Source organism: Citrobacter sp. LJND-P06 (genome assembly GCF_058188415.1).
This window is the reverse complement of sequence record NZ_CP187317.1, coordinates 3,947,089-3,966,226: the sequence shown is the minus strand read 5'-3', so window position 1 is coordinate 3,966,226 and position 19,138 is coordinate 3,947,089. Positions and strand designations below refer to the sequence as shown.

Here is a 19,138-nt window from a genome sequence, read left to right as displayed (position 1 = left end):
GATGACTCCTTACTAAACAATAAGCTGCATAACCCAGATTGAAAGTAATGCGTTAATAGCGCATACCGCGATGATATGGGGATAGTATTTGGCATTCACTTCGGCAGTCCCGAGACAGCGACCGACGTTCTGTACCGGATTCCCCATCAGATAGATGGCCGGGAGCAAAACCGTGACGTCGTGGCCGCTTAGGGCTCCGGCCATGAGCAGGCTTGCAGAGACGCCGACGGCGCCGCCCATGCTCATCAGCGAGGCTAACAGAACGGTTGCCGCTTCGCCGGGAAGTCCCCACAGCGCCATGACAGGCTGGCAGATTTGCCCCACCCAATCGAGTAAGCCCGTAATTTTTAAGGCCTGAATAATCACGAACGCCATGACAACGTTAGGCAGCAGGTTGGTGGTGGCGATGGTAAAACCGCGACGGGCGCCATCGATAAACATATCCATGACGTTTTTGCGAACCTGAGTGGTCATGATTGTGCTCCTTGCAGAGGGTGGCGACGTTCTTCGAAGTTAATCCAGAGACGCAGCAGGTTCGCGCCGACAAATTTAAAGACCAGGATCACCGCCAGTGGGACGATCACGGAGGTGCCGAGAAACGCGAATACGGCGACGCCGGAGGAAAAATAGTTGGTGATAATGGCACTGCCGCTGGTCTGGTACGCCGCAAAAATGACTTTATCCCGCTCGGTAATTTCCCCTTCCTGTGCAAGCTCTTTGGTCATCCCGGCTGCCGCATCGGTGTTTTGCAGGTTAGCGATGAGCGCCAGTGAACAAATACCGGGAATACCCAGCAACGGTTTAAGAATCGGGGTCATCAGTTGTTGAGCCGCCCGCAGACCGCCCAGACCGTCGGTGACGGCAATGATGCCCAGAGAGAGAATGACCGACGGGGCGAGTTCAAGCGCGAACAGAAAGCCATCTTTTGCCCCTGTGCCACCCGCACCGCGAAATGACGTAGTAGCGTGTCCTGCACTGCCGGGAAGTTGACCAAACCCGCCATTCAGCACGGTAAAATCAAAAACGCGCCACCATCCGTCACTCCCTGAAAAAACACCTGAAAAGAAAATGATGGTCAGAAAAAATGCCAGATAGCCTTTAATTCCAACCTTTTCCGTTGCAAGCGGTATGGCCGCTTGTTCCGCTTGTTCCGCTTGTTGCGCCATAGTGAACCCCGTTATATTTTTTTGATAATGTGTGTTTGCAGCGACAGGCCATATTGGGCCTGAAACTGAATGACCTTATCAGTCATAGGGAAATGGGGAAAATGCAAGTATGTTTCGAGCTATGCGTTTCTTGCATAGCTTAGGGAGAGGGGGAGGGTATTGATCCGTTTACGCCGTGGCGGGCGCTAACGTTTATACAGCTGTATTGCGCTGATGGTGGCTGCGAAAAACAACGCGGCGGCGCCCCACAGCGTGGCGTAAGTCAACGCTTCTGAACCGCTGCCCAGCATACTGGTTAACATCGGGCCGACGATCTGACCGATGCCGTAGGTCAGCGTCACGACGCCTAACAGATTGATGTTGCCCGGAACGCTCAACTGGCGTGCCAGTGGCATCACCAGAGAGGTGGTGCCCATAAAAGTGGCGCCAAAGCCAATGCTGCTCACAATAAGCAAAAGCGGCGCATTGCTGGCAAGGGTCAGCATCACGCAGACGCCCTGGATAATCAGATTCGCCGTCAGGCATTGCAATACTCCCCAACGTTTTGCCGCCCACAACCAACCGAAACAGCCTGGAATAATCGCCAGACCCACCAGTGACCAGAGATGTAAGGCGATTTGCGGTGAGCCCGCATCACGCGCCATCAGCGGTAAATAGGTGGCGACGATGATATAGCCGAATCCGGCAAGGCCGTACAGCAGCGCCAGTTGCCACCAGCGCATGACGGGATTTCGCGACGTCGCCAGTGGCGCAGGGGGCAACGCGTGAGCGCGACCGGGCATCAGCCAGGCCAGCAACAGCAGTAACAGGCCGGAGAACGCGCCCGCCCCAAGCCAGAGTGCTGGAGAGGCTAACGACCTTTGGATCCCGGCGATCACATACTCATTACCCAGAATAATCCCCGCGCCAACGCCGGAAAAAAGAGACGCAATAACAAACGGATGGCGCGTATGGTGCAGCACAGTCATGGTGCCGAAAATCATCATTCCGGCACTGGCGACCCCCGCCAGAAAACGTATCAGCATCACCAGGGCGGGTTGCGTGAACACCGACATGGCGACGATCAGCCCTCCGGTCGCAACGGCCGAGGTCAGCAGCATGGGGCGTAAACGCGAGGGAAGATGGAACAGGCCGAAGGAGAACAACAGGCTTCCCGCCAGATACCCGGCATAGTTGGCGCTGGCAATCCACGACAGTTGGCTGAACGAGAAATGACCTTCCGTCAGCAGCAGCGCCAGCATTGGCGTATACAGAAAGCGACCAATCCCCATGCCCAGCGCCAGCACCAGCAGGCCAAAAAGCGACGTCCTGATGGAATAGCGATCCGAATCCGTGTTCCCCTGAATCATGCCGTCTTCTCTTTCCTTCTCTCATGACTGTTTTGTTATCATACATAGGCAAATGATAATAAAAAGTAAAATAATTAACGATTGCTAAATCCAGTGCGGCGACATCCATAATTAACGGTAAGCACAGGTTCTGAAAGAAGGGTGATATCGTGCGGTGTCAGCGCACAAGCGCGTTGTTCTATGCTATCTATACGGGCGAAAACGTGTGGTAGAGGTAAACGAAGATGTGGCAAACGCGAGCGCTGGAGCTTAACAATCAGGCGTACTGGAACTGGGAAAAAGCCTGTGAACTGGTCGAATGGGCCGTCGCGCATGATTTTAATACCCTTATTGTTGGGCAGGTCGATCTGTTCGACAAACTGGTTTCCCCCAAAGGCTACACGCCGCATCAGTATAACGACCGCCTTTCCAGCCAGCAGCGCGCCCGCTGCGTCTACCTCAACCGACTGGGAAAACTCTGTCAGCAAAAAGGGCTGCGCTTTTATCTGCAAGCCAAAGAATTTAACTTTCCGACCGATCTGTTGCTGGCGCATCCGCAACTGTTTGAACCGGGTCGCGGCGTCCGGTTTGACGTCGATTTCTGGTGCGGGTATCTCGCCGACAAAGTCTCGCTGATTTGTCAGCGCATTCCGGCGCTCACCGGTTTACTGGTGGCGATTTCCAACACCGACGGCCTGTTGCCGGTTTCGCGTCCTAACTGGGAGTTACCGTCGGATGACGACACAACCCAGCCCCAGCGCGATGAGCGCAGTTTTGCCATTTACAGCCGCTGTTTCAATACGTTATCCCGCGTGATGCAGGCGGAAAACAAACATCTGGTTCTGCGCGTATTCCCTGCCGGGAACCACGATCTCGGCAATGTGCTGGCGGCGATCCGCCCGTTGCCGGAGAGCGTCAGCGTCTCCATCAAACTCACGCCAGAACGATTCTGGCCCTCCTTTCCCAACAACCCGGCGCTGTTGCAGGTTCGCGAACGTGAAGTGTGGGCCGACATCGACCTGGTCGGCGAAGAAGTCGGCTGGGGCGTTTTTCCGTTCCCGCGTATCAATGAATTGCAGGGAAGACTGTTGTGGTGTCGCAGCAACCCGGCGATTCGTGGCGCGGTCTGTAAAGCCAGTTGGGAAGGCGTCGATAACCACTGGATTATGGGCACCCTGAGCGCCTGTAATCTGGTGGCATGTAGCCGGATGCTGGCCAATAGCGCAACGCACTATAGCGAAGCGCAACTGATGACCTGGTGGCTGGATGAAACTTACGGCTGGCGCCCCGACGCACAAACGTTTGAGACGTTCTGTTCGCTGATGGAGCAGGCGGGGCAGGTGCTGTACAAGGCCACCTACGTACGTGACCATGTTTTTCACCGCCACAGCCAGGTGCCGGAAAGCTACGGCCAGGCGGTCTGGAGTTTGTACGGGCAGCTTAACCGTAACCACTGGCTACCCGGCTCAGAGCGGGACATCACTTTCGATCGCAGCGATGTCGAAACCTCCGCCGCCTGCCTCTCCCGTATCGCCAGTGAAAAAGACGAAGCCCGGGAGGCTGCGGCAGCGCTGCGTGAACAGGCGCTGAGTTTTGCGCAAACGGCGGCCTTCCCTTACGCGCTAAAACGTCGCTGGCTGGAGGAGTGGCAAGGGTTTGCGCTCTACTGCCACCTGTTTTTACATGCCCAGAAAGCCTTTTTCACCCTGCGTTTTGCCCACGAAGCGGAGAATAGCTGGAGTATGCGCGAGATCTGCCAGATCAACATTCAGGAGCTGTACCGCAGTGCGGCTGAGCTGGAAGATTACTGCGCGAAACACGCGGATGCGTCGCCTGGTCTGCACGTTTTGTTCGACGCTTCGCGGGTGCGGTCGCTGGCAGACAGCCTGAGCGAAGAGCTTAAAATCCTGAAAGGGTGATTTTTATGTGATGCAGATCACTCAAATTGAGGGTGTCTCAAATTTGGCGTGATCTGCGTCACACAGCATGCTCATCACCCACAATATTATGTGATCTAAATCACGCTCTATCGCCTGGTATTTTCCGAATTGTGAGTTGTCAGGCATATCCCGATATTCCCCAAAAACGGTTGCTCGCCTCAAAAATCAAACCCGCTGATGATACCGCCCATCGCATGAATCCTGCTGGAGATGAGGAAATATGTCACAGGGTGACTGGAAAGTGGTACAGGGAGACGCACTGACGCGTTTCCTGTTTTCAGCGGCAAAAACAGAACGCTTTGCCGAGTTTTACACGGGCGAAGGTGCAGACCCGGCGGCCAGTGAATCATTTTGTCGCGACGTGTTTCGCCAAAACCTGGCGCAGCGTGCGGTCGACTCCGCGGCGGCCCTGACCTGCAATGAAGCCGTTATTGCCGACGAGCACGGCGTCGTTTCTTTTCCTGACTTCCGCCCGCTGCCGTTTCACATTCAGCGCTGGCTGGCGATTGATCTTTACGCGCCGTCCACCGGAACCTTCGCGTTTCGTCTGGGCACCTGCGGCGGCGTGCGAGTCTGGTGTGAGGGCGCTCAGGTCGTCTGTTTCACGCCGTTTACGCGCAATCTGATGCAGCATACCGACGTTGAAATCCCGTTACGCGTAGGAAAAAACAGTCTGCTTATCCACCTGGATGAGCTGGCGGAGCGCGAGGTTTTCTGCGCTCTGCACATGGTTTATCTGGGCGCGGAAGCCCTGAGCGCGGCGTTTCCCCACACTCAGGTGCTGGCTGAACATCAGTGCGTGTCGCAGCATCCGGTGGTTTCCCCTACCAACGTCTGCGCCAGCCACCTGCTGACGCTGATGCAACAGCGCGAATACGGCCCTCAGGCGGAAACGCTGCTGTACAGCGCTCTTAAGCGCATCAGCGCACGCGAAGAAGGTTCGGTGTTCTCTGTACTGCCGCTGCTGCAAATCTGGCGTTGTCACCAGGGCGAATACTTTTCTGAGGTGCTGTTTCGCCGCATAAAATCCACGCTGATGGGCTACCGCTACTGGCGGGATGAGCGCGGATGCGACGCGATGTGCTTCGACACCGAAAATCACGCGCTGGCTTTCCATGCCGCGCAGTATCTGGCGGGGCAGAGTTTCCCGGATGAATTGTTTATCGCTTCGTGCCGCAAAGGGCGCGAGCAGCAGGCGATCGCCAACGCGCGGCTGGAACACTGGCTGAGCGTGGTTGAAACACAGGGGCTGGCTGAATTGAATGCAAGCGTAAGTTATCCCGTTGATTATCGCGGGCTGTCTGCGCTCGCCCTCATGGCAGACGATGCGAGCCTGCGCGATCGTGCAACCAGACTGATGAAAGGAGTTCAGGCATGAATCGTGATGCACTGATGGGAACGTTGGATCGGGTGGTTCGCGGATTTTGCCGACTGAAAAACCTGGATGAAGTGGGCACCAGCGACGGTTTTTCGATCCACTTTGAAGAGTGGGAATGGGAGATCGGCGTGGGGCTGTACGGCTTCTGGCGTTTTGCGGATTTCCAGCAGGACACGGCGCTGCAACAGTCGATCCTCACCTGGTATGAAACGCAGATCGGCAAAGGGTTGCCGGAGATGCAGATCAACACCACGGCGCCGATGATCGCGCTGGCGCTGGTGGCGAAACACCATCAACGCCAGGATCTGTTAGCCGTCGTCAATGACTGGGCGGATGCGCTGCTGCGTGATTTGCCGAAAACGGAAGAGGGCGGTTTTCAGCATGTGGTGAAAGAGCAAGCCAATACCGGTCAGTTGTGGGACGACACGCTGTTTATGACCTGTCTGTTCCTTGGCGTGGCGGGCATTGCGCTAAAACGTCAGGATCTGATTGATGAAGCGGGATATCAGTTCCTGCTGCACACGCGTTATCTCAGCGATCCGGCGAGCGGGTTGTGGTATCACGGCTGGACGTTTGTGGATAAACACCATTACGCCGGGGCATTTTGGGCGCGGGGCAACGCGTGGATCACCGTGGCGATCCCGGAGTTTATCGAGCTGATGGGCGAGCATCTCGACACCAGCGTGCGGCGTTTTCTGTCGCAGGTGGTGGCGCGCCAGGTACGTACGCTTTGCGAGTTACAGGCCGAGAACGGCATGTGGCATACGGTGCTTGACGATCCGCTGTCACCGCAGGAGTCGTCCGCCACGGCGGGCATTGCCTACGGGATGCTGCGCGGCGTGCGGATGGGGATTCTGGATGATTCCGTCAGCGCCAGTGCGCTGCGCGCGTTCGACGCCGTGATGGCGCGGGTGGACGACGGCGGGCTGGTGCTGGAAGCCTCACGCGGGACGATGCTCGGCTGGGATATTCAGTATTATTGTGACATCGCGATAGCCCCGGTGCCGTATGCCCAGGCGCTGACCATGCTGCTGCTGCTGGAAATGGACCAGGGAAACTGGCTCGACGTCACGCGATAGCGTTTTTGCCGGATGGCGGCATAAATGCCTTATCCGGCCTACAGACTCGGCGCAGGGTTTTGTAGGCCGGATAAGGCGAAGCCGCCATCCGGCAAGGCCAGGCAAACCGCCAGCACTAAAAATTAGGCAGCGTCAGCAGAGATGGAATTTGCGAAAGCAGATACAGCACCAGGCCAATAGAGCCGCCGACCAGCGTGCCGTTGACGCGGATAAACTGCAAATCTTTGCCGATATTCAGCTCAATTTGCCGTGACATATCCCGCGCATCCCAGCTTTTGACCGTGTCGCTGATGTGGCGCGTCAGGAACGCGGCGAACTCTGGCGCGACCTTACGCGCGGCCTGTTCCAGATGACCATTCAGCGATGCGCGCAGCGCTTCGTCGGCGACCAGCGTTTCACCAAACCATTGTCCGGCATGTGCGATCCGCTGCTTCACGCGGGAATCCGCGGCATTAATATCTGCTTTCAGCCACTGACGGACATCGCCCCACAGTTCGCCGAGATAACGGTTAAACGCCTCATCTTCTTTCAGATACGCTTTGATGTTCTCTGCCCGCAACGCCATTTCCGGATCGTGTTTGAGCTTGTCGATCAGCGTAAACGTCGCGCGATCAAAGGCATGGCGGATCTGATGGGCGCGATCGTGACTGATATCATCAAGTAGCGAGTTGACGGCCTCTGAAACCAGTTCGGCGCTGTGTTCTCCCAGCCATTCGGTCGGCAAAATCTTCGCTTTAAGCGGGTGCTCCGTCTCCAGCCAGCGCACAATCTGCTGGGCGATAAACGCCCGCGAGCTGTCGCGCTGGAGCAGGGAAATAAGCTGGGCAATCAGCGTATCGAGCAACGCCTGATGGCGATCGTTTTTGGTCATACTCTCCAGCATTAATGCGCTGGCGCCGGAAAGATCCACCTTATCAATGGCTTTATGCACCGCGCGCTTGATCAGCCGTTGAATGCGGGCGTCGTCGGTCAGCTCCAGAAAACCGCTCACTATCTGCAACAGATGCTGCCCTATCCGCTGGGCGTTTTCCGGCTGGCTGAACCAGTTCCCGAGAAGGCTGGCCGGTTCGTGGCGGCGGATCAGCGCCACCAGTGACTGCGTATCGAGAAACTTCTCCTGGACGAACTGGCCAAGATTTTCGCCGATCCGGTCTTTATTGCGCGGGATAATCGCCGTATGGCGAGAAATAAACGGAATCGGCACCCGGCGAAACAGCGCCACCACCGCAAACCAGTCGGCCAGCGCGCCGACCATCGCGGCTTCGGCAATCGCCTTAATGCCCAGCACCCAAAAGTTGGGCGGCAAAAAGAGTGTAATGACAAACGTTGCCGCCGCCATCAGCAGCAAAGAGAGCGCCAACAACTTGGCACGTTTGAGTTCAGCGATTTTATTCATAAGGGTAAGGATAGAGGGAGGCGGGGGAAAAGTGCAAAAGGCAGTGAGGTAAGACACGCTGTTCACGATTTTAATGTGTTCATGAATCATGAACGAAAAGTTATCGTGAACACATTATTGAGCGTTGTACTTTGAAACGCGTAACGGTTGATGACAAAGCCACAGCGTGTCTGCCCCCGTTTCGTACATACCCAGCGCCGACATCGGATGCGAGGAGGGGAGTCCGTAATCAAGGTTAATGCTATTTCCCTTGATCCTGTTGGCGGGTAAGACAGGTGTGTGCCCACACACAATCCATTCGATATTCTCTATTGGTCGCGTGTCCACCGTTTTGTGACGTCTTCTGCCTGAGAGGCAACTGCGGAGCGCTGCGGGTTCTTCATTCAGCAAGCCCATCAGGAAGTCATTGATATCCTCATATTCCTGGGCCACTTCAGCATGGATAACGCAATAGCGTTTTCCGCGTGATGAAAGCAGTATAGCCAGCGGCAAGTCGGCGATTTTACGGCATAGAGGGTTTTGCTCATGCTCCGGTAATGAAAAAAACCATGCACCGCCTGCATTGACGATTTGCATCCGCGCAGCCTGCTTCTGTTCGGGTGGCGCAGCCATGTCCCAAAGGAGCAGGTTGTGTTCATGATTACCGCGAACCGCATGGAACCATGGTTGGTCGAGTAAGGAGAGACAATCGTGTGGGAACGCGCCGCGATCGAAAAGATCGCCCACCGCGATAAGTCGGTCTTTCCTCGCATCAAATTGAACATGTTTCAGTAAAGCGTTCAGCTCTGGAAAGGCACCGTGCAGATCCCCCACGATGAAATCCCGGCCGAGGTGATTATAAAGGAGTGTGGTAATCATGTGGCTTCCCTGCGTTGAGTCTCTGAATAATAAAACAGCGGTTGCATGAAATAACAGTTTGTTCATAAAATCACATTGTTCATGAATCATGAACAGAGAAAAAGGCGTGAACAAATGAACAATGAAATTGAGATCGTTGAGAGTGCTCTTAACCAGCTACCCAAAGAGTTGGGGCAATTCGAGTATGCCTCTCTACCCGAGCAACATCCCCTGGACGGTACACTGTTGCTGAACATGCCTGACGGGAGAAAAACCGTTTTTTACACTGAGGTTAAATCACAGCCGCGCAAAGAGTGGCTTGAAAGGTGGAAGACAACATTAACCAGTGAGGGGCCACAGCATGCCGGGCTATTGGTTTGCTTATATTTGTCCCCCGGGCAACAGCAATATTGCATCGATCATAGCCTTAATTTTATTGATGCTGCGGGTAATGCCTTTATCTCTGCTCCAGGTTTGTATGTGTATATCACAGGGAAAAAAAACGAACGACGTGTTGAACGTTCAGATTCGCTTTCCATTGGCATCATGAAATTACTGTTTGTATTGTTGTCAGATGAAAAGGCAATCAACTACACCTATCGGAAACTTGCTGAATTAGCAGGTATTTCTCTGGGAATGGTGAGCAAAGGTTTTGATTATCTGTCCGGCAAAAAATGGTGTCGTGAGAGTAATGACGGGCGGCGCTTTACGCGGGTCAACGATCTTTACTGGTTGTGGGTGCAGGAATACCCCATTGTTCTGCGACCGAAACTCAAAACACTCGGGTTGACGGGCGATTTGCACTGGCATAACGCGCGCTTGTTGCCTGGGGAATGCTGGGCGGGGGAAGTCGCAGGGAATGAACTGAGCGACGGATATTTGCACCCTGAAAAAATCCAGTTTTTCACACCCTATTCGTTTACTGAACGATGGAAGGCGATGGGGTTGCGTCCGTCGCGGGAAGGCCACTGGCAGCTCATTGAGAACTTTTGGGGAGAAGCATTCACGATCAATAAACGTGCTTATGCGTTATTGACCATCGCTGAACTGCTGGCCTCCAGTGACGATCGGAACATTGAAACCGCGAGGCGAATTAATGCTCAATATCTACACATTGCAAAGCCCACTTTCTGAGGATATTCGCGCCACGCTGGAGCGCATTACCCGTATATGTCAGGTTGCCGGAAGCGAATTTTTTGTTGCCGGAGCGATGGCGCGCGAAGTGCTGTTGACGCATGTGCATGGCAGAAGCACAGGGCGACATACGCGTGATATTGATATTGCTGTACTGATAGAAGACTGGCCGCAGTTTGACTTACTGAAAAACAACATGTTGGCACAAGGCGCAACCGAAATTTCCGGCAATGTGCAGCGAGTACTGTGGGAAGGGGTTGAGATCGATATTTTACCTTTTGGGGGCGTTGCACAGGGAGACGAAATTCGCTGGCCACCAGAGCTGGCGGTGGCGATGTCAGTAGAAGGCTTTGCAGAAGCCTGGGCGAATACGCTGATTATTGAGATACCCGGATGCGGCGAAGTGCGGTTCAGTTCATTGCCAGGCCTGCTGTTGTTGAAACTGTTCGCCTGGCGAGCGCGCGGGGACGAATTCACCAAAGATGCGGTCGATATTTACAAAATCCTTCACGAGTACCAGCATGTCGAAGATTCACGACTTTATGACAATGCTGAGTGGGGGGCGCGCGTCGACTGGGACCCGGAGCGTCTGGGAGCTTTGCTGGCGGGAGGCGATGTTGCGGCTCTAATGTCAGAGGACAATCGTAAAAGTCTGCGCCAGTTTGATATGCAAAAGCTGGTGGACATTATGGTCAGACAACGGGTTGATGCTTCCGAAGAACGCATCGAGCTGCTGGTGGGGGACTTCTGGGATACGCTTTTGAGGTAAGCCGATGATGTTTAGCCGAAGGTATTTTTACTCCGCTCAACCAGGGCGATAAACTCCAGGAGTTGCCGTTGCCTGCGCACCGCCATCAGCAGCAAAAAGAGCGCCAACTACCTGGCGCGTCAAATTACTGCATTCCCTGCCTGACAGCGACAAACGTGAACGCTACGACATTCCCCGTACCGGGGCCATTCTTCTGGCGGTCAGATAATGCTCTTGCCAGTAACTGCCTGACAAATGAGAGAGCATCACGCCCTGGGAACTCGACGCATGGATAAATTGGTCATTACCGACAAAGACACCGACATGGCGAACATTGGGTTTTGTCATAAAAAAGACCAGATCCCCAGGTTTCAGTTGTGCCTGTTGAACGAGGTAGCCAATATGACTCTGCTCAGCGGCGGTTCTCGGTAAATTCAGATGAGCGACGGAGTGTATTACTCTTCGGGTGAACGCCGAACAGTCAATACCATTATGGCTATTTCCGCCCCAGAGATAACGGGTGCCTTTCCATTGGGCATATTCATCCATAATACGTTGCTTTAAATTCCCTTCTTTTAATATATATGTTGGCGGAGTCGGTGATTTAAAAGTAAAAACAGGATCGGCTCCCCATTCTTCAGGAATAATATGTTCGAAAGCAAAGGTGGTTGAAGAAGAAAGTACAAAAACAATAAATAAAATTAAACGAAGCATAACTCATAAATTAATTTATAGGGTCACATCCTTACATTTTGCGCAAAAGAAACCCATCAACCATGATGGTTTAAAATTATAGTTTTAACGACGGAATGAATAATAACACCGATGAATGAATCGATCGTTAACTATACGGTCTAAAATTGGACTGATACATCCATTCTATTGATTTTGGCGCTTTCCCTCACGCGGGAGCCTCACCGCGCAGCGCCTCCAAAAAGCGTGTGAACAGTTCCGGTAACGGCTCGTCGTACCACAACGCATACAGGTCGGCCGGGATCGTCTCTTCCAGCGGGAGAAAGGCCACGCCGGGCCAGTAGATCAGCCCGCAGGTTTCCGGCAACAGCGCCACGCCGCTGCCGGTGCTGACCAGCGCCAGCGCGGTTTGCGGCTCGAAAACCTGATGGGTGATCAGCGGCGAGACGCCCAGTTCGAGACAGCGTTCGTACACCTGATGGGCAAAATCGCTGCGGGTAAAAGAGAGAGAAATAAACGCCCGATCCGCCAGATCGACCAGCGAGACTTTTCCGCGACGGCACAGCGGATCGCTTTCATGCACGGCGACATGCACCCTTTCACGGGCGATCAACTGGCAGCGGATCTTCGCGCCCGGATGCGGGATCACATTGCGGTTGACGGCGATATCAATGGTGCGGGCGCGCAGCGCTTCGGTTTGCTCGTGCTGCCCCAGTTCATGCAGCGTCCAGTTTACATCGGGGTTGGCTTCCCGAAACGCTTTCATCCTTTCCAGCAACGGCCCCCACATTGCGCTGCCAATCACCCCAATATTGATGTGTTGCTTTTCGCTGCGACCGATCTGACGCACATAGTTCAGCGACTGTTCGGTGGCGTTGAGGAGGCGGTCGACTTCGGTTTTCAGCACTTTTCCGGCGTGGGTCAACGCGACTTTGCGACTCGATCGTTCGAACAACTCTACGCCGAGGATCTCTTCCAGCTCTTTGATTTGTACGCTGAGCGGCGGCTGGGAGATGTTCAGCCGTGCGGCGGCGCGACCAAAATGCAGTTCGTCGGCAAGGGTCTGAAAATAGCGCAGCATCCGAAAGCGAATGCGGCTGTTGGCCTGAGGATCGATCATGCCGGGCACCGTGAAGGAGGAGGGTGGCGGTATCATGCAACCCTCCCTGAAGGCTGTCAAACCGCGACCGCCTCGCCCTGATGCAGCCGTTCGGCTTTGCTACAGGCAATGCCTGCCAGCAGGGTTATCATCAGCAGCGCGTAGGCAACGGTAGACGCATTCACCGCGCCGTGCAGACCGAAGCGGCTGTTGACCAGCGAAGACACCGTCGCGAACAGCAGTGTGCCAACGGTGCCGCTGGTGAGCAGCGCGGAAATCAGCGTCGGCGAACTGCGGCTGACCTGCAACGAACCGTAGCTCATCAGCCCGGAGAACAGCCCGGAGTTGAAGAAGCCAAACGCGCCGCAGGCAATCAAAATCAGCGTGGTGTTGCTGCTGTTACTGATAAGCGCTATCGACACCAGGCCGACGGCGGTGCAAATGAGCAGAAAGGTGCGCAGCTTCATCCACCTGACGGTGAACTGGTTGAGGAACAACCCTGTCGCCTTCGTCACCCAGTACACGGTGGTGTACAGCGCCGCCTGTTCTGGCAGCATCTGGAAACGCCACATCAGATAGCCCGGCGTCCACATGGTGAAAATCGGCTCCGCCAGCAGAAACAGGAACAGCGCCCCGCACAGCAGCCACACCGGGCGCCCCCACGGCTCTTTGCTGGCGGTTTCCTGATGCGTCGGTTCCGGTGATTCGGTCGCCGGGTAGCGACTGCGCAGGGTGAGGATCAGCATCATCACGCCGAGCGCGCCCATAATGGCGTACATCGCCATCCAGCTCGCGCCCATTTTAAACAGCCACGCCAGCAGGAAAGAGAGCGTTGCGCCCGCCAGACTGAAGAAGAAGTCGGTAAAAATCAGGCTCGATGAGCGGCTTTTTTCGTCCGGGTTGATGCGCACCACCAGGTAGCTGCCGATGGTCATAAAAATCCCGCCGCAGGCGCCAATAATGGCGACCGCGATGCTGAACATGGTCAGCGTTGGGGTGACGAACAGCAGGGCGCTGATCAGAATGGTCAGCGCGGCGGCGATCGCCAGCGGCTTTTGCAGACCCCACTTTTTCATCAGAATACCGCCGAGCATGATCGGCACGAACATGCCGATATTCATCAGCGTAAACACCTGGCCGATAAAGCTCGGGTCTTTGTTGAACGCCGCACAGAGCGGGCCGAGGACGATGCCGAGCGTCGACACCAGCGCGCCGACAAAGTAATAGCTCAGATACGAAATCGCGTTCAGGCTGCCGCGAGAGTAATTTTCTGACATCTGCGTTTCTCCTGGCGGGCAATACACCCGCCGCTGGACGGGAACTTAACGGTAGTTCTTCACGAACTGGCTAATCAGGCGAATGAAATCGTCGGTGACCATCGCCGCGCATTTCAGGGTTTGTTCGTGGGAGAGTTCCACGTCGCTTAAGCCTTCCGCCATATTGGTGATCGCCGACACCGCCAGCACTTTCAGGCCGCAGTGGCGCGCGACGATCACTTCCGGCACCACCGACATGCCCACCACGTCGCCGCCGATTTTCTGCATCATGCGGATCTCCGCCGCCGTTTCGAAGTTCGGGCCAGGGTAGGAGACGAACACCCCTTCGTGGAGTTTCAGACCCAGATCGCGGGCGGTGTGATGCAGTTTTTCACGCAGGTCTTTGTCGTAGGCGTTGGCGAGGCTAAAGAAGCGCGGGCCAAAGCGGTCGTCGTTTGGCCCGACCAGCGGCGTCGACGGCATGGTGTTGATGTGATCGTTAAGCGCCACCAGGCTGCCCGCCGGAATAGCCGGATTGAGCGAGCCCGCCGCGTTGGTGCAGAACATAAATTCGCAGCCGAGCAGTTTAAAGGTGCGCACCGCGTGGGTCATGATGCCCATCCCGACGCCCTCGTAAAAATGGCCGCGCCCTTTCATGCAGATAATGTCCACGCCGTGCAGCGCGCCCATCACCACCTCTCCCGCATGCCCAATCACGGTGCTGACCGGGAAACCCGGCAGTTTTTCATAAGAGATAACGGTTTTGTTTTCGAGCTTATCGGCCAGCGCCCCAAGGCCCGATCCGAGAATAAAGGCGATGCGCGGGGTAAAGCCCGGCTTCGCGTTGCGGAGGATTTCAACGGCGTCGAACGGGGTATCGTTAATCACGGAATGAGACATAAAAACTCCTGAATGCGTAGGTTTATGCCCATTCTGCGAAGCGGATGATTGCTAATCCAATTGGATAAACGCGGTTATTGATTCGATTTTTTGAATGGATGGCGTGCACACATTATCGGACTGACGAAACTTCAACGGGTTATGCAGAAGAGCACGCGGCACTGGCGGCTGGCTGGCGAAAATGGGCGAGTTGAAGTGTGATGAGGCTCACTGATGGTCAGTTCGGGTTTGGGCGGTGTCTTTGCTGGCGCACTATTGTATTCATGAACGCAAGGCATCGCGCACGGTGTTTCTGCCGGATGGCGGCGCAACGCGCCTTATCCGGCCTACGCTATGGCAGGTCGGATAAGCGCAGCGCCATCCAACAGGCTTAGATTGGTTTTTGCGTTTTACCCGCAATCACCCCAATAAATTCCTGCACCTGCTTTTGCTTACGCGCCGATAACTTACACACCTGGCGCAGCGACTGCATTAATTCGCTCTCTTCGACGGCGGGCGGCAGCGCGGTCAGCACAATACAGCCGTCCATCACTTTCACGTCTACTTCCGTACCGGTGGTAAAACCGGCCGCCTCCAGCCACTGACCTTTCAGGGTGAGCGCGGGGATGGGCGTATAATCAGGGGAACGACTCGCATAACTCACCGTCAGACGACGGTTATTTACCGGGGACACTTCTGGTTCAAACTGTTCTGCAATACAATGCGCGGTAGTCATATTCTCTATTCTCGTGGTAATAGGGATTGTGATAAGCGATGCGGGTGTGTTCGAGCACATCCGCATCGCGCTAAAAACCTGTACATATCATCAGCAAAAAAACAAAAAGTCCAGATGAAAATCAATGAAAATAAGAAACCTGATGTGGGTAAATATAATTTTTGGTGATAAAAATAAAGCGGCTATTTAGCCGCTTTATTGATTTATGAAGATGATTAAATTTAATTTATTGCCGCATCGGTGAGCGCATCAGCCAGATGCAGTTGGGTCTGCTGGGCGGATTGGATTTTGGCATTAAGTTGATTGCAGAGCTCAAGCAAAATATTAACTTTATCAATTATTCTATACTGCTCATTTAAAGGGGGAAGAGGGATGTTTAGATTTTCAACATCTCCTACTCGCAAATGCTTAACAGTCAGGCCTACAGCATTTTTCGATGCCCTTTCAAGTAAATGAGGTTCTGTAAGTGCAAGTAAGAGAAATTCATTAGAAACGAATTCATGCATAACCCGAATAAGCATTGTCCGTTGCCCTAAACACCATTTAACATTTGGCGGTATAATCAATGCTTCACCCATAGGAGCCTCACGGGTAAATATAATATCTCCAGGTAAAGGTGGGCAGCGCTTGGACCAAAAATCATATGTTTCCTGGTTAATAAACTTTAAGTCTTGTTCCAAGAATTTACGTTCACGAATATTAGTTGTCCTGATAATAGGTATGCCAGTGCTTGTATAGGGCGCTGTTTTATTGTGGCAATCAACTAAGTATTCGCAAAGCTCAATAAGATGAACCGGGATCCAATTATTAGGTAATTTAAAGGGCGGTTTTGCCTTTTTTAATTTGTTTATTTTACGAAGCATTGTGTCTGCTTCTTTATTATTGGTTTGTTTTTTGAATTTATTATTTCTTGATGTGCTTAGTTGTTCTAGTAGAACATCAGCTGAAATATCATTCGGATCCTGAGGCACCAGTTTGCCCATCACCGCCAGTTGCAGAATGGTCTGTTTTAAGGCATCAACGCTGGCTTCGGTGGTAAACAGCGTGTCGAAATGCTCGCTAATACGCGCCCAGTTTTCCGCCAGTTCCTCGGCGTTTTGGCTTTCCGTCAGCGTGCCCAGCAGGGTTTCAACCAGTTGCTGATGGGCGTCCAGACTGGTTAGCGAGTGCTGTTCCAGTTGGTCGCAGAGGGTATTCAAAATTGTTAACTTTGCAACTATTCGATATTGTTCACTCAGTGGGGGAAGAGCCATTACTGTATTACGTAGAGTGCCTAGCGAAACAAATGGTTGAACACCACCACTCGAAGTTTCTTTTAAATATATAGATAGAGATTCTAATACATATTTTAGATAGCTCGGAACGGAAGTCTGTTTGTTGTAATATTTGAACAGAGCAATATTTTTTATGGAGAAGTCTTCATGCACATCTACAATTACAGGGTTGCCAATACTACCAATCATAGCAAATAAAATATCATTGAACTCTACGTTAGAACGTTCTTGGATTTTATTATGAGCTTCAGTGCTTATATATTTGACATCATCAAAATTAAGCTTTCCAGAAGATAAATTTTTGCTTGTTACTAATGGATACCCTTGGGATTGATATTTAGGGGTGTCATGAGTACCGTCTCTGACATCATATACGTCTGCCAATCGCACCCACTCCCATCCCTCCGGCAATTCGAATGGCTTCTCTTCTTCGCTAATTTCCGGCAGTGGCTTCGGCTTTTTAATTTTTCCCTGTTTCACCAGTTCCGCTTTTTCTGCCGCAATACGCTTCAGCAGTTCCGACGCCGGTTCATCGTTCGGATCCTGCGGCACCAGTTTACCGCGCACCGCCAGTTCCAGAATCAGCTCACGCAGTTTCTTAATGCCATACAGATCAATTTTACCGGAACTGCCGCGCCCGGCGGTGGAACGGGTTTGCAACGCCGTGGTCCAGGTGTCGATATTCTCAACGATCAGCTTTTCCACGCTCATCCGTTAATCTCCTTGCCGGAGAGCGCCGCGCCGAGGATATCGCGCAACTGATGGCGCAGGGTCTGGATCTCTTGCTGCTGCTTCGCGTACTGTGCCAGCAGTTCGTCCGGGTCGTGGCTGACGGTTTCTGCCTGATGCGGGTTCTTGATGTCGAGGTTAAAGTTACGCGCAATCACCTCATCAATGCTGACCTTCCACGCCTGTTCGTTCTCGACACGGCTGGCGAAACCGTCGGCTTCGTTGCCCCACCAGTCGATCTCCGCCTGGAACTCTTCAAACTTCATCGGTTTGGTTTTGCTGTAGTTTTTCACTCCCGCCGGATACGGATGCTCATAGAACCAAATCTCTTTGGTTGGCTGGCCTTTGGTGAAGAACAACAGGTTGGTTTTAATGCCGGTGTACGGGTTAAACACGCCGTTGGGCAGACGCACGATGGTGTGCAGGTTGCACTCCTCGGTGAGCAGCTTTTTGATTTTGGTTTTGACGCCTTCGCCAAACAGCGTGCCGTCCGGCAGCACCACCGCCGCGCGGCCCTTTTTCGCCAGCACTTCAATAATCAGTTGCAGGAACAGATCCGCCGTCTCGCGGGTCTGCATTTCGGACGGGAAGTTTTTCTCGATGCCGTCTTCTTCCGTGCCGCCAAACGGCGGGTTGGTGACAATCACATTGAGCTGCTCATCCCAGGAGGAAAGCGGCTTGTTCAGGGTGTTGTCGTGACGGATTTGCACCGGCACTTCAATGCCGTGCAGCAGCATATTGGTGGTCGCCAGCAGATGCGGAAGCTGTTTCTTCTCCACGCCGTGGATCTGCTGTTGCAGCGTCTGGTGATCGGCCACGCTTTGCACATAGCGGGTTTTTACATGATCGAACGCGCAGGCGAGGAAACCGCCGGTACCGCAGGCCGGATCCATGATCGACTCGCCGAGTTTCGGGTCAACGCGATCCACCATAAAACGGGTGACGGCGCGCGGGGTATAGAATTCACCGGCATTTCCCGCCGATTGCAGATCTTTGAGGATCTGTTCGTAAATATCGCCAAACAGATGGCGTTCGCTGGCGCTGGTGAAATCAATTTCATTCAGCTTGTTGATCACCTGACGCAGCAGGGTGCCGTTTTTCATGTAGTTATAGGCATCGCTGAACGCCTGTTTGACCACAAAGCCGCGCGGGTTTTTGTCGATAGGCGCGGTGAGGTTTTTCAGCGTCGGGAAGAGATCGTCATTGACGAATTCCAGCAGGGAATCGCCGGTGATCCCTTCACTGTTCGCCGCCCAGGTGCGCCACAAATAGCGTTGCGGAATGGGGAACTGGTAGTTGTCCTGTTCCAGCTCCAGCGTCTCTTCCTGAGCATCGAAGATTTTCAGAAACAGCAGCCAGGAGAGCTGGCCGAGGCGCTGCGCATCGCCGTCCACACCGGCGTCTTTACGCATAATGTCCTGTAAGGATTTGATAACTGAACTGATTGACATGTTGTCTTCCATTAA

General features: G+C 53.7%; 17 protein-coding genes. 5 read left to right on the top strand and 12 right to left on the bottom strand.

Annotated elements, in window-relative coordinates; genetic code table 11:
• Positions 1-12: 12 nt before the first annotated feature.
• The 3 genes from ACO7SM_RS18745 to ACO7SM_RS18735 form a co-directional block, all read right to left on the bottom strand.
• Positions 13-474: a YjiG family protein gene (locus ACO7SM_RS18745; RefSeq protein ID WP_490468763.1), complete on the bottom strand. Its 462-nt coding sequence runs from the start codon at positions 472-474 to the stop codon at positions 13-15.
• On the bottom strand, positions 471-1,166 hold the full coding sequence (locus ACO7SM_RS18740; RefSeq protein WP_490468762.1) for a nucleoside recognition domain-containing protein: 696 nt from the start codon (positions 1,164-1,166) through the stop codon (positions 471-473). Before ACO7SM_RS18740 ends, ACO7SM_RS18745 begins: the two co-directional genes overlap by 4 nt.
• Before the next feature lie 185 nt (positions 1,167-1,351).
• A complete protein-coding gene (locus tag ACO7SM_RS18735) occupies positions 1,352-2,515 on the bottom strand; it encodes an MFS transporter (RefSeq protein WP_490468761.1) in 1,164 nt (387 codons plus the stop codon).
• A 224-nt stretch (positions 2,516-2,739) separates the two neighbouring features.
• Here ACO7SM_RS18735 and ACO7SM_RS18730 point away from each other — a divergent pair, with 224 nt between their 5' ends.
• From ACO7SM_RS18730 to bglB, 3 genes are all read left to right on the top strand, one after another.
• A complete protein-coding gene (locus ACO7SM_RS18730) occupies positions 2,740-4,413 on the top strand; it encodes a hypothetical protein (protein ID WP_490468760.1) in 1,674 nt (557 codons plus the stop codon).
• A gap of 241 nt (positions 4,414-4,654) precedes the next feature.
• Entirely contained in the window at positions 4,655-5,812 is a 1,158-nt protein-coding gene (locus ACO7SM_RS18725) for a hypothetical protein (RefSeq protein ID WP_490468759.1), read from the top strand.
• Complete coding sequence (bglB, locus tag ACO7SM_RS18720; RefSeq protein WP_490468758.1) at positions 5,809-6,891, top strand: beta-galactosidase BglB; 1,083 nt, start codon at positions 5,809-5,811, stop codon at positions 6,889-6,891. The genes ACO7SM_RS18725 and bglB overlap by 4 nt, the downstream gene beginning before the upstream one ends.
• Positions 6,892-7,006: 115 nt before the next feature.
• On the opposite strand, the gene ACO7SM_RS18715 is transcribed toward bglB, so the two are convergent.
• A complete protein-coding gene (locus ACO7SM_RS18715) occupies positions 7,007-8,287 on the bottom strand; it encodes a DUF445 domain-containing protein (RefSeq protein WP_490468757.1) in 1,281 nt (426 codons plus the stop codon).
• A gap of 114 nt (positions 8,288-8,401) precedes the next feature.
• Positions 8,402-9,211, bottom strand: coding sequence for a metallophosphoesterase (locus ACO7SM_RS18710; protein WP_490468756.1), 810 nt, complete (start codon positions 9,209-9,211; stop codon positions 8,402-8,404).
• A 48-nt stretch (positions 9,212-9,259) separates the two neighbouring features.
• On the opposite strand from ACO7SM_RS18710, the gene ACO7SM_RS18705 reads away from it, so the two are divergent.
• Together ACO7SM_RS18705 and ACO7SM_RS18700 are read left to right on the top strand one after the other, a co-directional pair.
• Positions 9,260-10,258 (top strand): type IV toxin-antitoxin system AbiEi family antitoxin, encoded by a 999-nt coding sequence (locus ACO7SM_RS18705; protein ID WP_490468755.1) that lies wholly within the window; start codon positions 9,260-9,262, stop codon positions 10,256-10,258.
• Positions 10,221-11,027, top strand: a complete 807-nt coding sequence (locus ACO7SM_RS18700; protein ID WP_490468754.1) for a nucleotidyl transferase AbiEii/AbiGii toxin family protein — start codon at positions 10,221-10,223, stop codon at positions 11,025-11,027. The genes ACO7SM_RS18705 and ACO7SM_RS18700 overlap by 38 nt, the downstream gene beginning before the upstream one ends.
• Before the next feature lie 162 nt (positions 11,028-11,189).
• On the opposite strand, the gene ACO7SM_RS18695 is transcribed toward ACO7SM_RS18700, so the two are convergent.
• The 7 genes from ACO7SM_RS18695 to ACO7SM_RS18665 form a co-directional block, all read right to left on the bottom strand.
• Entirely contained in the window at positions 11,190-11,720 is a 531-nt protein-coding gene (locus ACO7SM_RS18695; protein WP_490468753.1) for an NlpC/P60 family protein, read from the bottom strand.
• A gap of 187 nt (positions 11,721-11,907) precedes the next feature.
• Positions 11,908-12,855 (bottom strand): LysR family transcriptional regulator, encoded by a 948-nt coding sequence (locus ACO7SM_RS18690; RefSeq protein ID WP_490468752.1) that lies wholly within the window; start codon positions 12,853-12,855, stop codon positions 11,908-11,910.
• Positions 12,856-12,875: 20 nt separating this feature from the next.
• Positions 12,876-14,075 (bottom strand): MFS transporter TsgA, encoded by a 1,200-nt coding sequence (gene tsgA / locus ACO7SM_RS18685; RefSeq protein WP_490468751.1) that lies wholly within the window; start codon positions 14,073-14,075, stop codon positions 12,876-12,878.
• A gap of 45 nt (positions 14,076-14,120) precedes the next feature.
• Entirely contained in the window at positions 14,121-14,954 is an 834-nt protein-coding gene (xapA, locus tag ACO7SM_RS18680) for a xanthosine phosphorylase (protein ID WP_490468750.1), read from the bottom strand.
• A gap of 370 nt (positions 14,955-15,324) precedes the next feature.
• Complete coding sequence (gene symE, locus ACO7SM_RS18675) at positions 15,325-15,669, bottom strand: endoribonuclease SymE (RefSeq protein WP_490468749.1); 345 nt, start codon at positions 15,667-15,669, stop codon at positions 15,325-15,327.
• 221 nt (positions 15,670-15,890) lie between these two features.
• Positions 15,891-17,654, bottom strand: a complete 1,764-nt coding sequence (locus ACO7SM_RS18670) for a restriction endonuclease subunit S (protein WP_490468748.1) — start codon at positions 17,652-17,654, stop codon at positions 15,891-15,893.
• Positions 17,651-19,123, bottom strand: coding sequence for an N-6 DNA methylase (locus ACO7SM_RS18665; protein ID WP_490468747.1), 1,473 nt, complete (start codon positions 19,121-19,123; stop codon positions 17,651-17,653). Before ACO7SM_RS18665 ends, ACO7SM_RS18670 begins: the two co-directional genes overlap by 4 nt.
• Positions 19,124-19,138: the final 15 nt, after the last annotated feature.

Bases quoted from the DNA above. Each gene is read 5' to 3' on its own strand.
- ACO7SM_RS18745 (WP_490468763.1), bottom strand. From the start codon at position 474: ATGACCACTCAGGTTCGCAAAAACGTCATGGATATGTTTATCGATGGC.
- ACO7SM_RS18740 (WP_490468762.1), bottom strand. From the start codon at position 1,166: ATGGCGCAACAAGCGGAACAAGCGGAACAAGCGGCCATACCGCTTGCA.
- ACO7SM_RS18735 (WP_490468761.1), bottom strand. From the start codon at position 2,515: ATGATTCAGGGGAACACGGATTCGGATCGCTATTCCATCAGGACGTCG.
- ACO7SM_RS18730 (WP_490468760.1), top strand. From the start codon at position 2,740: ATGTGGCAAACGCGAGCGCTGGAGCTTAACAATCAGGCGTACTGGAAC.
- ACO7SM_RS18725 (WP_490468759.1), top strand. From the start codon at position 4,655: ATGTCACAGGGTGACTGGAAAGTGGTACAGGGAGACGCACTGACGCGT.
- bglB (WP_490468758.1), top strand. From the start codon at position 5,809: ATGAATCGTGATGCACTGATGGGAACGTTGGATCGGGTGGTTCGCGGA.
- ACO7SM_RS18715 (WP_490468757.1), bottom strand. From the start codon at position 8,287: ATGAATAAAATCGCTGAACTCAAACGTGCCAAGTTGTTGGCGCTCTCT.
- ACO7SM_RS18710 (WP_490468756.1), bottom strand. From the start codon at position 9,211: ATGAACAAACTGTTATTTCATGCAACCGCTGTTTTATTATTCAGAGAC.
- ACO7SM_RS18705 (WP_490468755.1), top strand. From the start codon at position 9,260: ATGAACAATGAAATTGAGATCGTTGAGAGTGCTCTTAACCAGCTACCC.
- ACO7SM_RS18700 (WP_490468754.1), top strand. From the start codon at position 10,221: ATGCTCAATATCTACACATTGCAAAGCCCACTTTCTGAGGATATTCGC.
- ACO7SM_RS18695 (WP_490468753.1), bottom strand. From the start codon at position 11,720: ATGCTTCGTTTAATTTTATTTATTGTTTTTGTACTTTCTTCTTCAACC.
- ACO7SM_RS18690 (WP_490468752.1), bottom strand. From the start codon at position 12,855: ATGATACCGCCACCCTCCTCCTTCACGGTGCCCGGCATGATCGATCCT.
- tsgA (WP_490468751.1), bottom strand. From the start codon at position 14,075: ATGTCAGAAAATTACTCTCGCGGCAGCCTGAACGCGATTTCGTATCTG.
- xapA (WP_490468750.1), bottom strand. From the start codon at position 14,954: ATGTCTCATTCCGTGATTAACGATACCCCGTTCGACGCCGTTGAAATC.
- symE (WP_490468749.1), bottom strand. From the start codon at position 15,669: ATGACTACCGCGCATTGTATTGCAGAACAGTTTGAACCAGAAGTGTCC.
- ACO7SM_RS18670 (WP_490468748.1), bottom strand. From the start codon at position 17,654: ATGAGCGTGGAAAAGCTGATCGTTGAGAATATCGACACCTGGACCACG.
- ACO7SM_RS18665 (WP_490468747.1), bottom strand. From the start codon at position 19,123: ATGTCAATCAGTTCAGTTATCAAATCCTTACAGGACATTATGCGTAAA.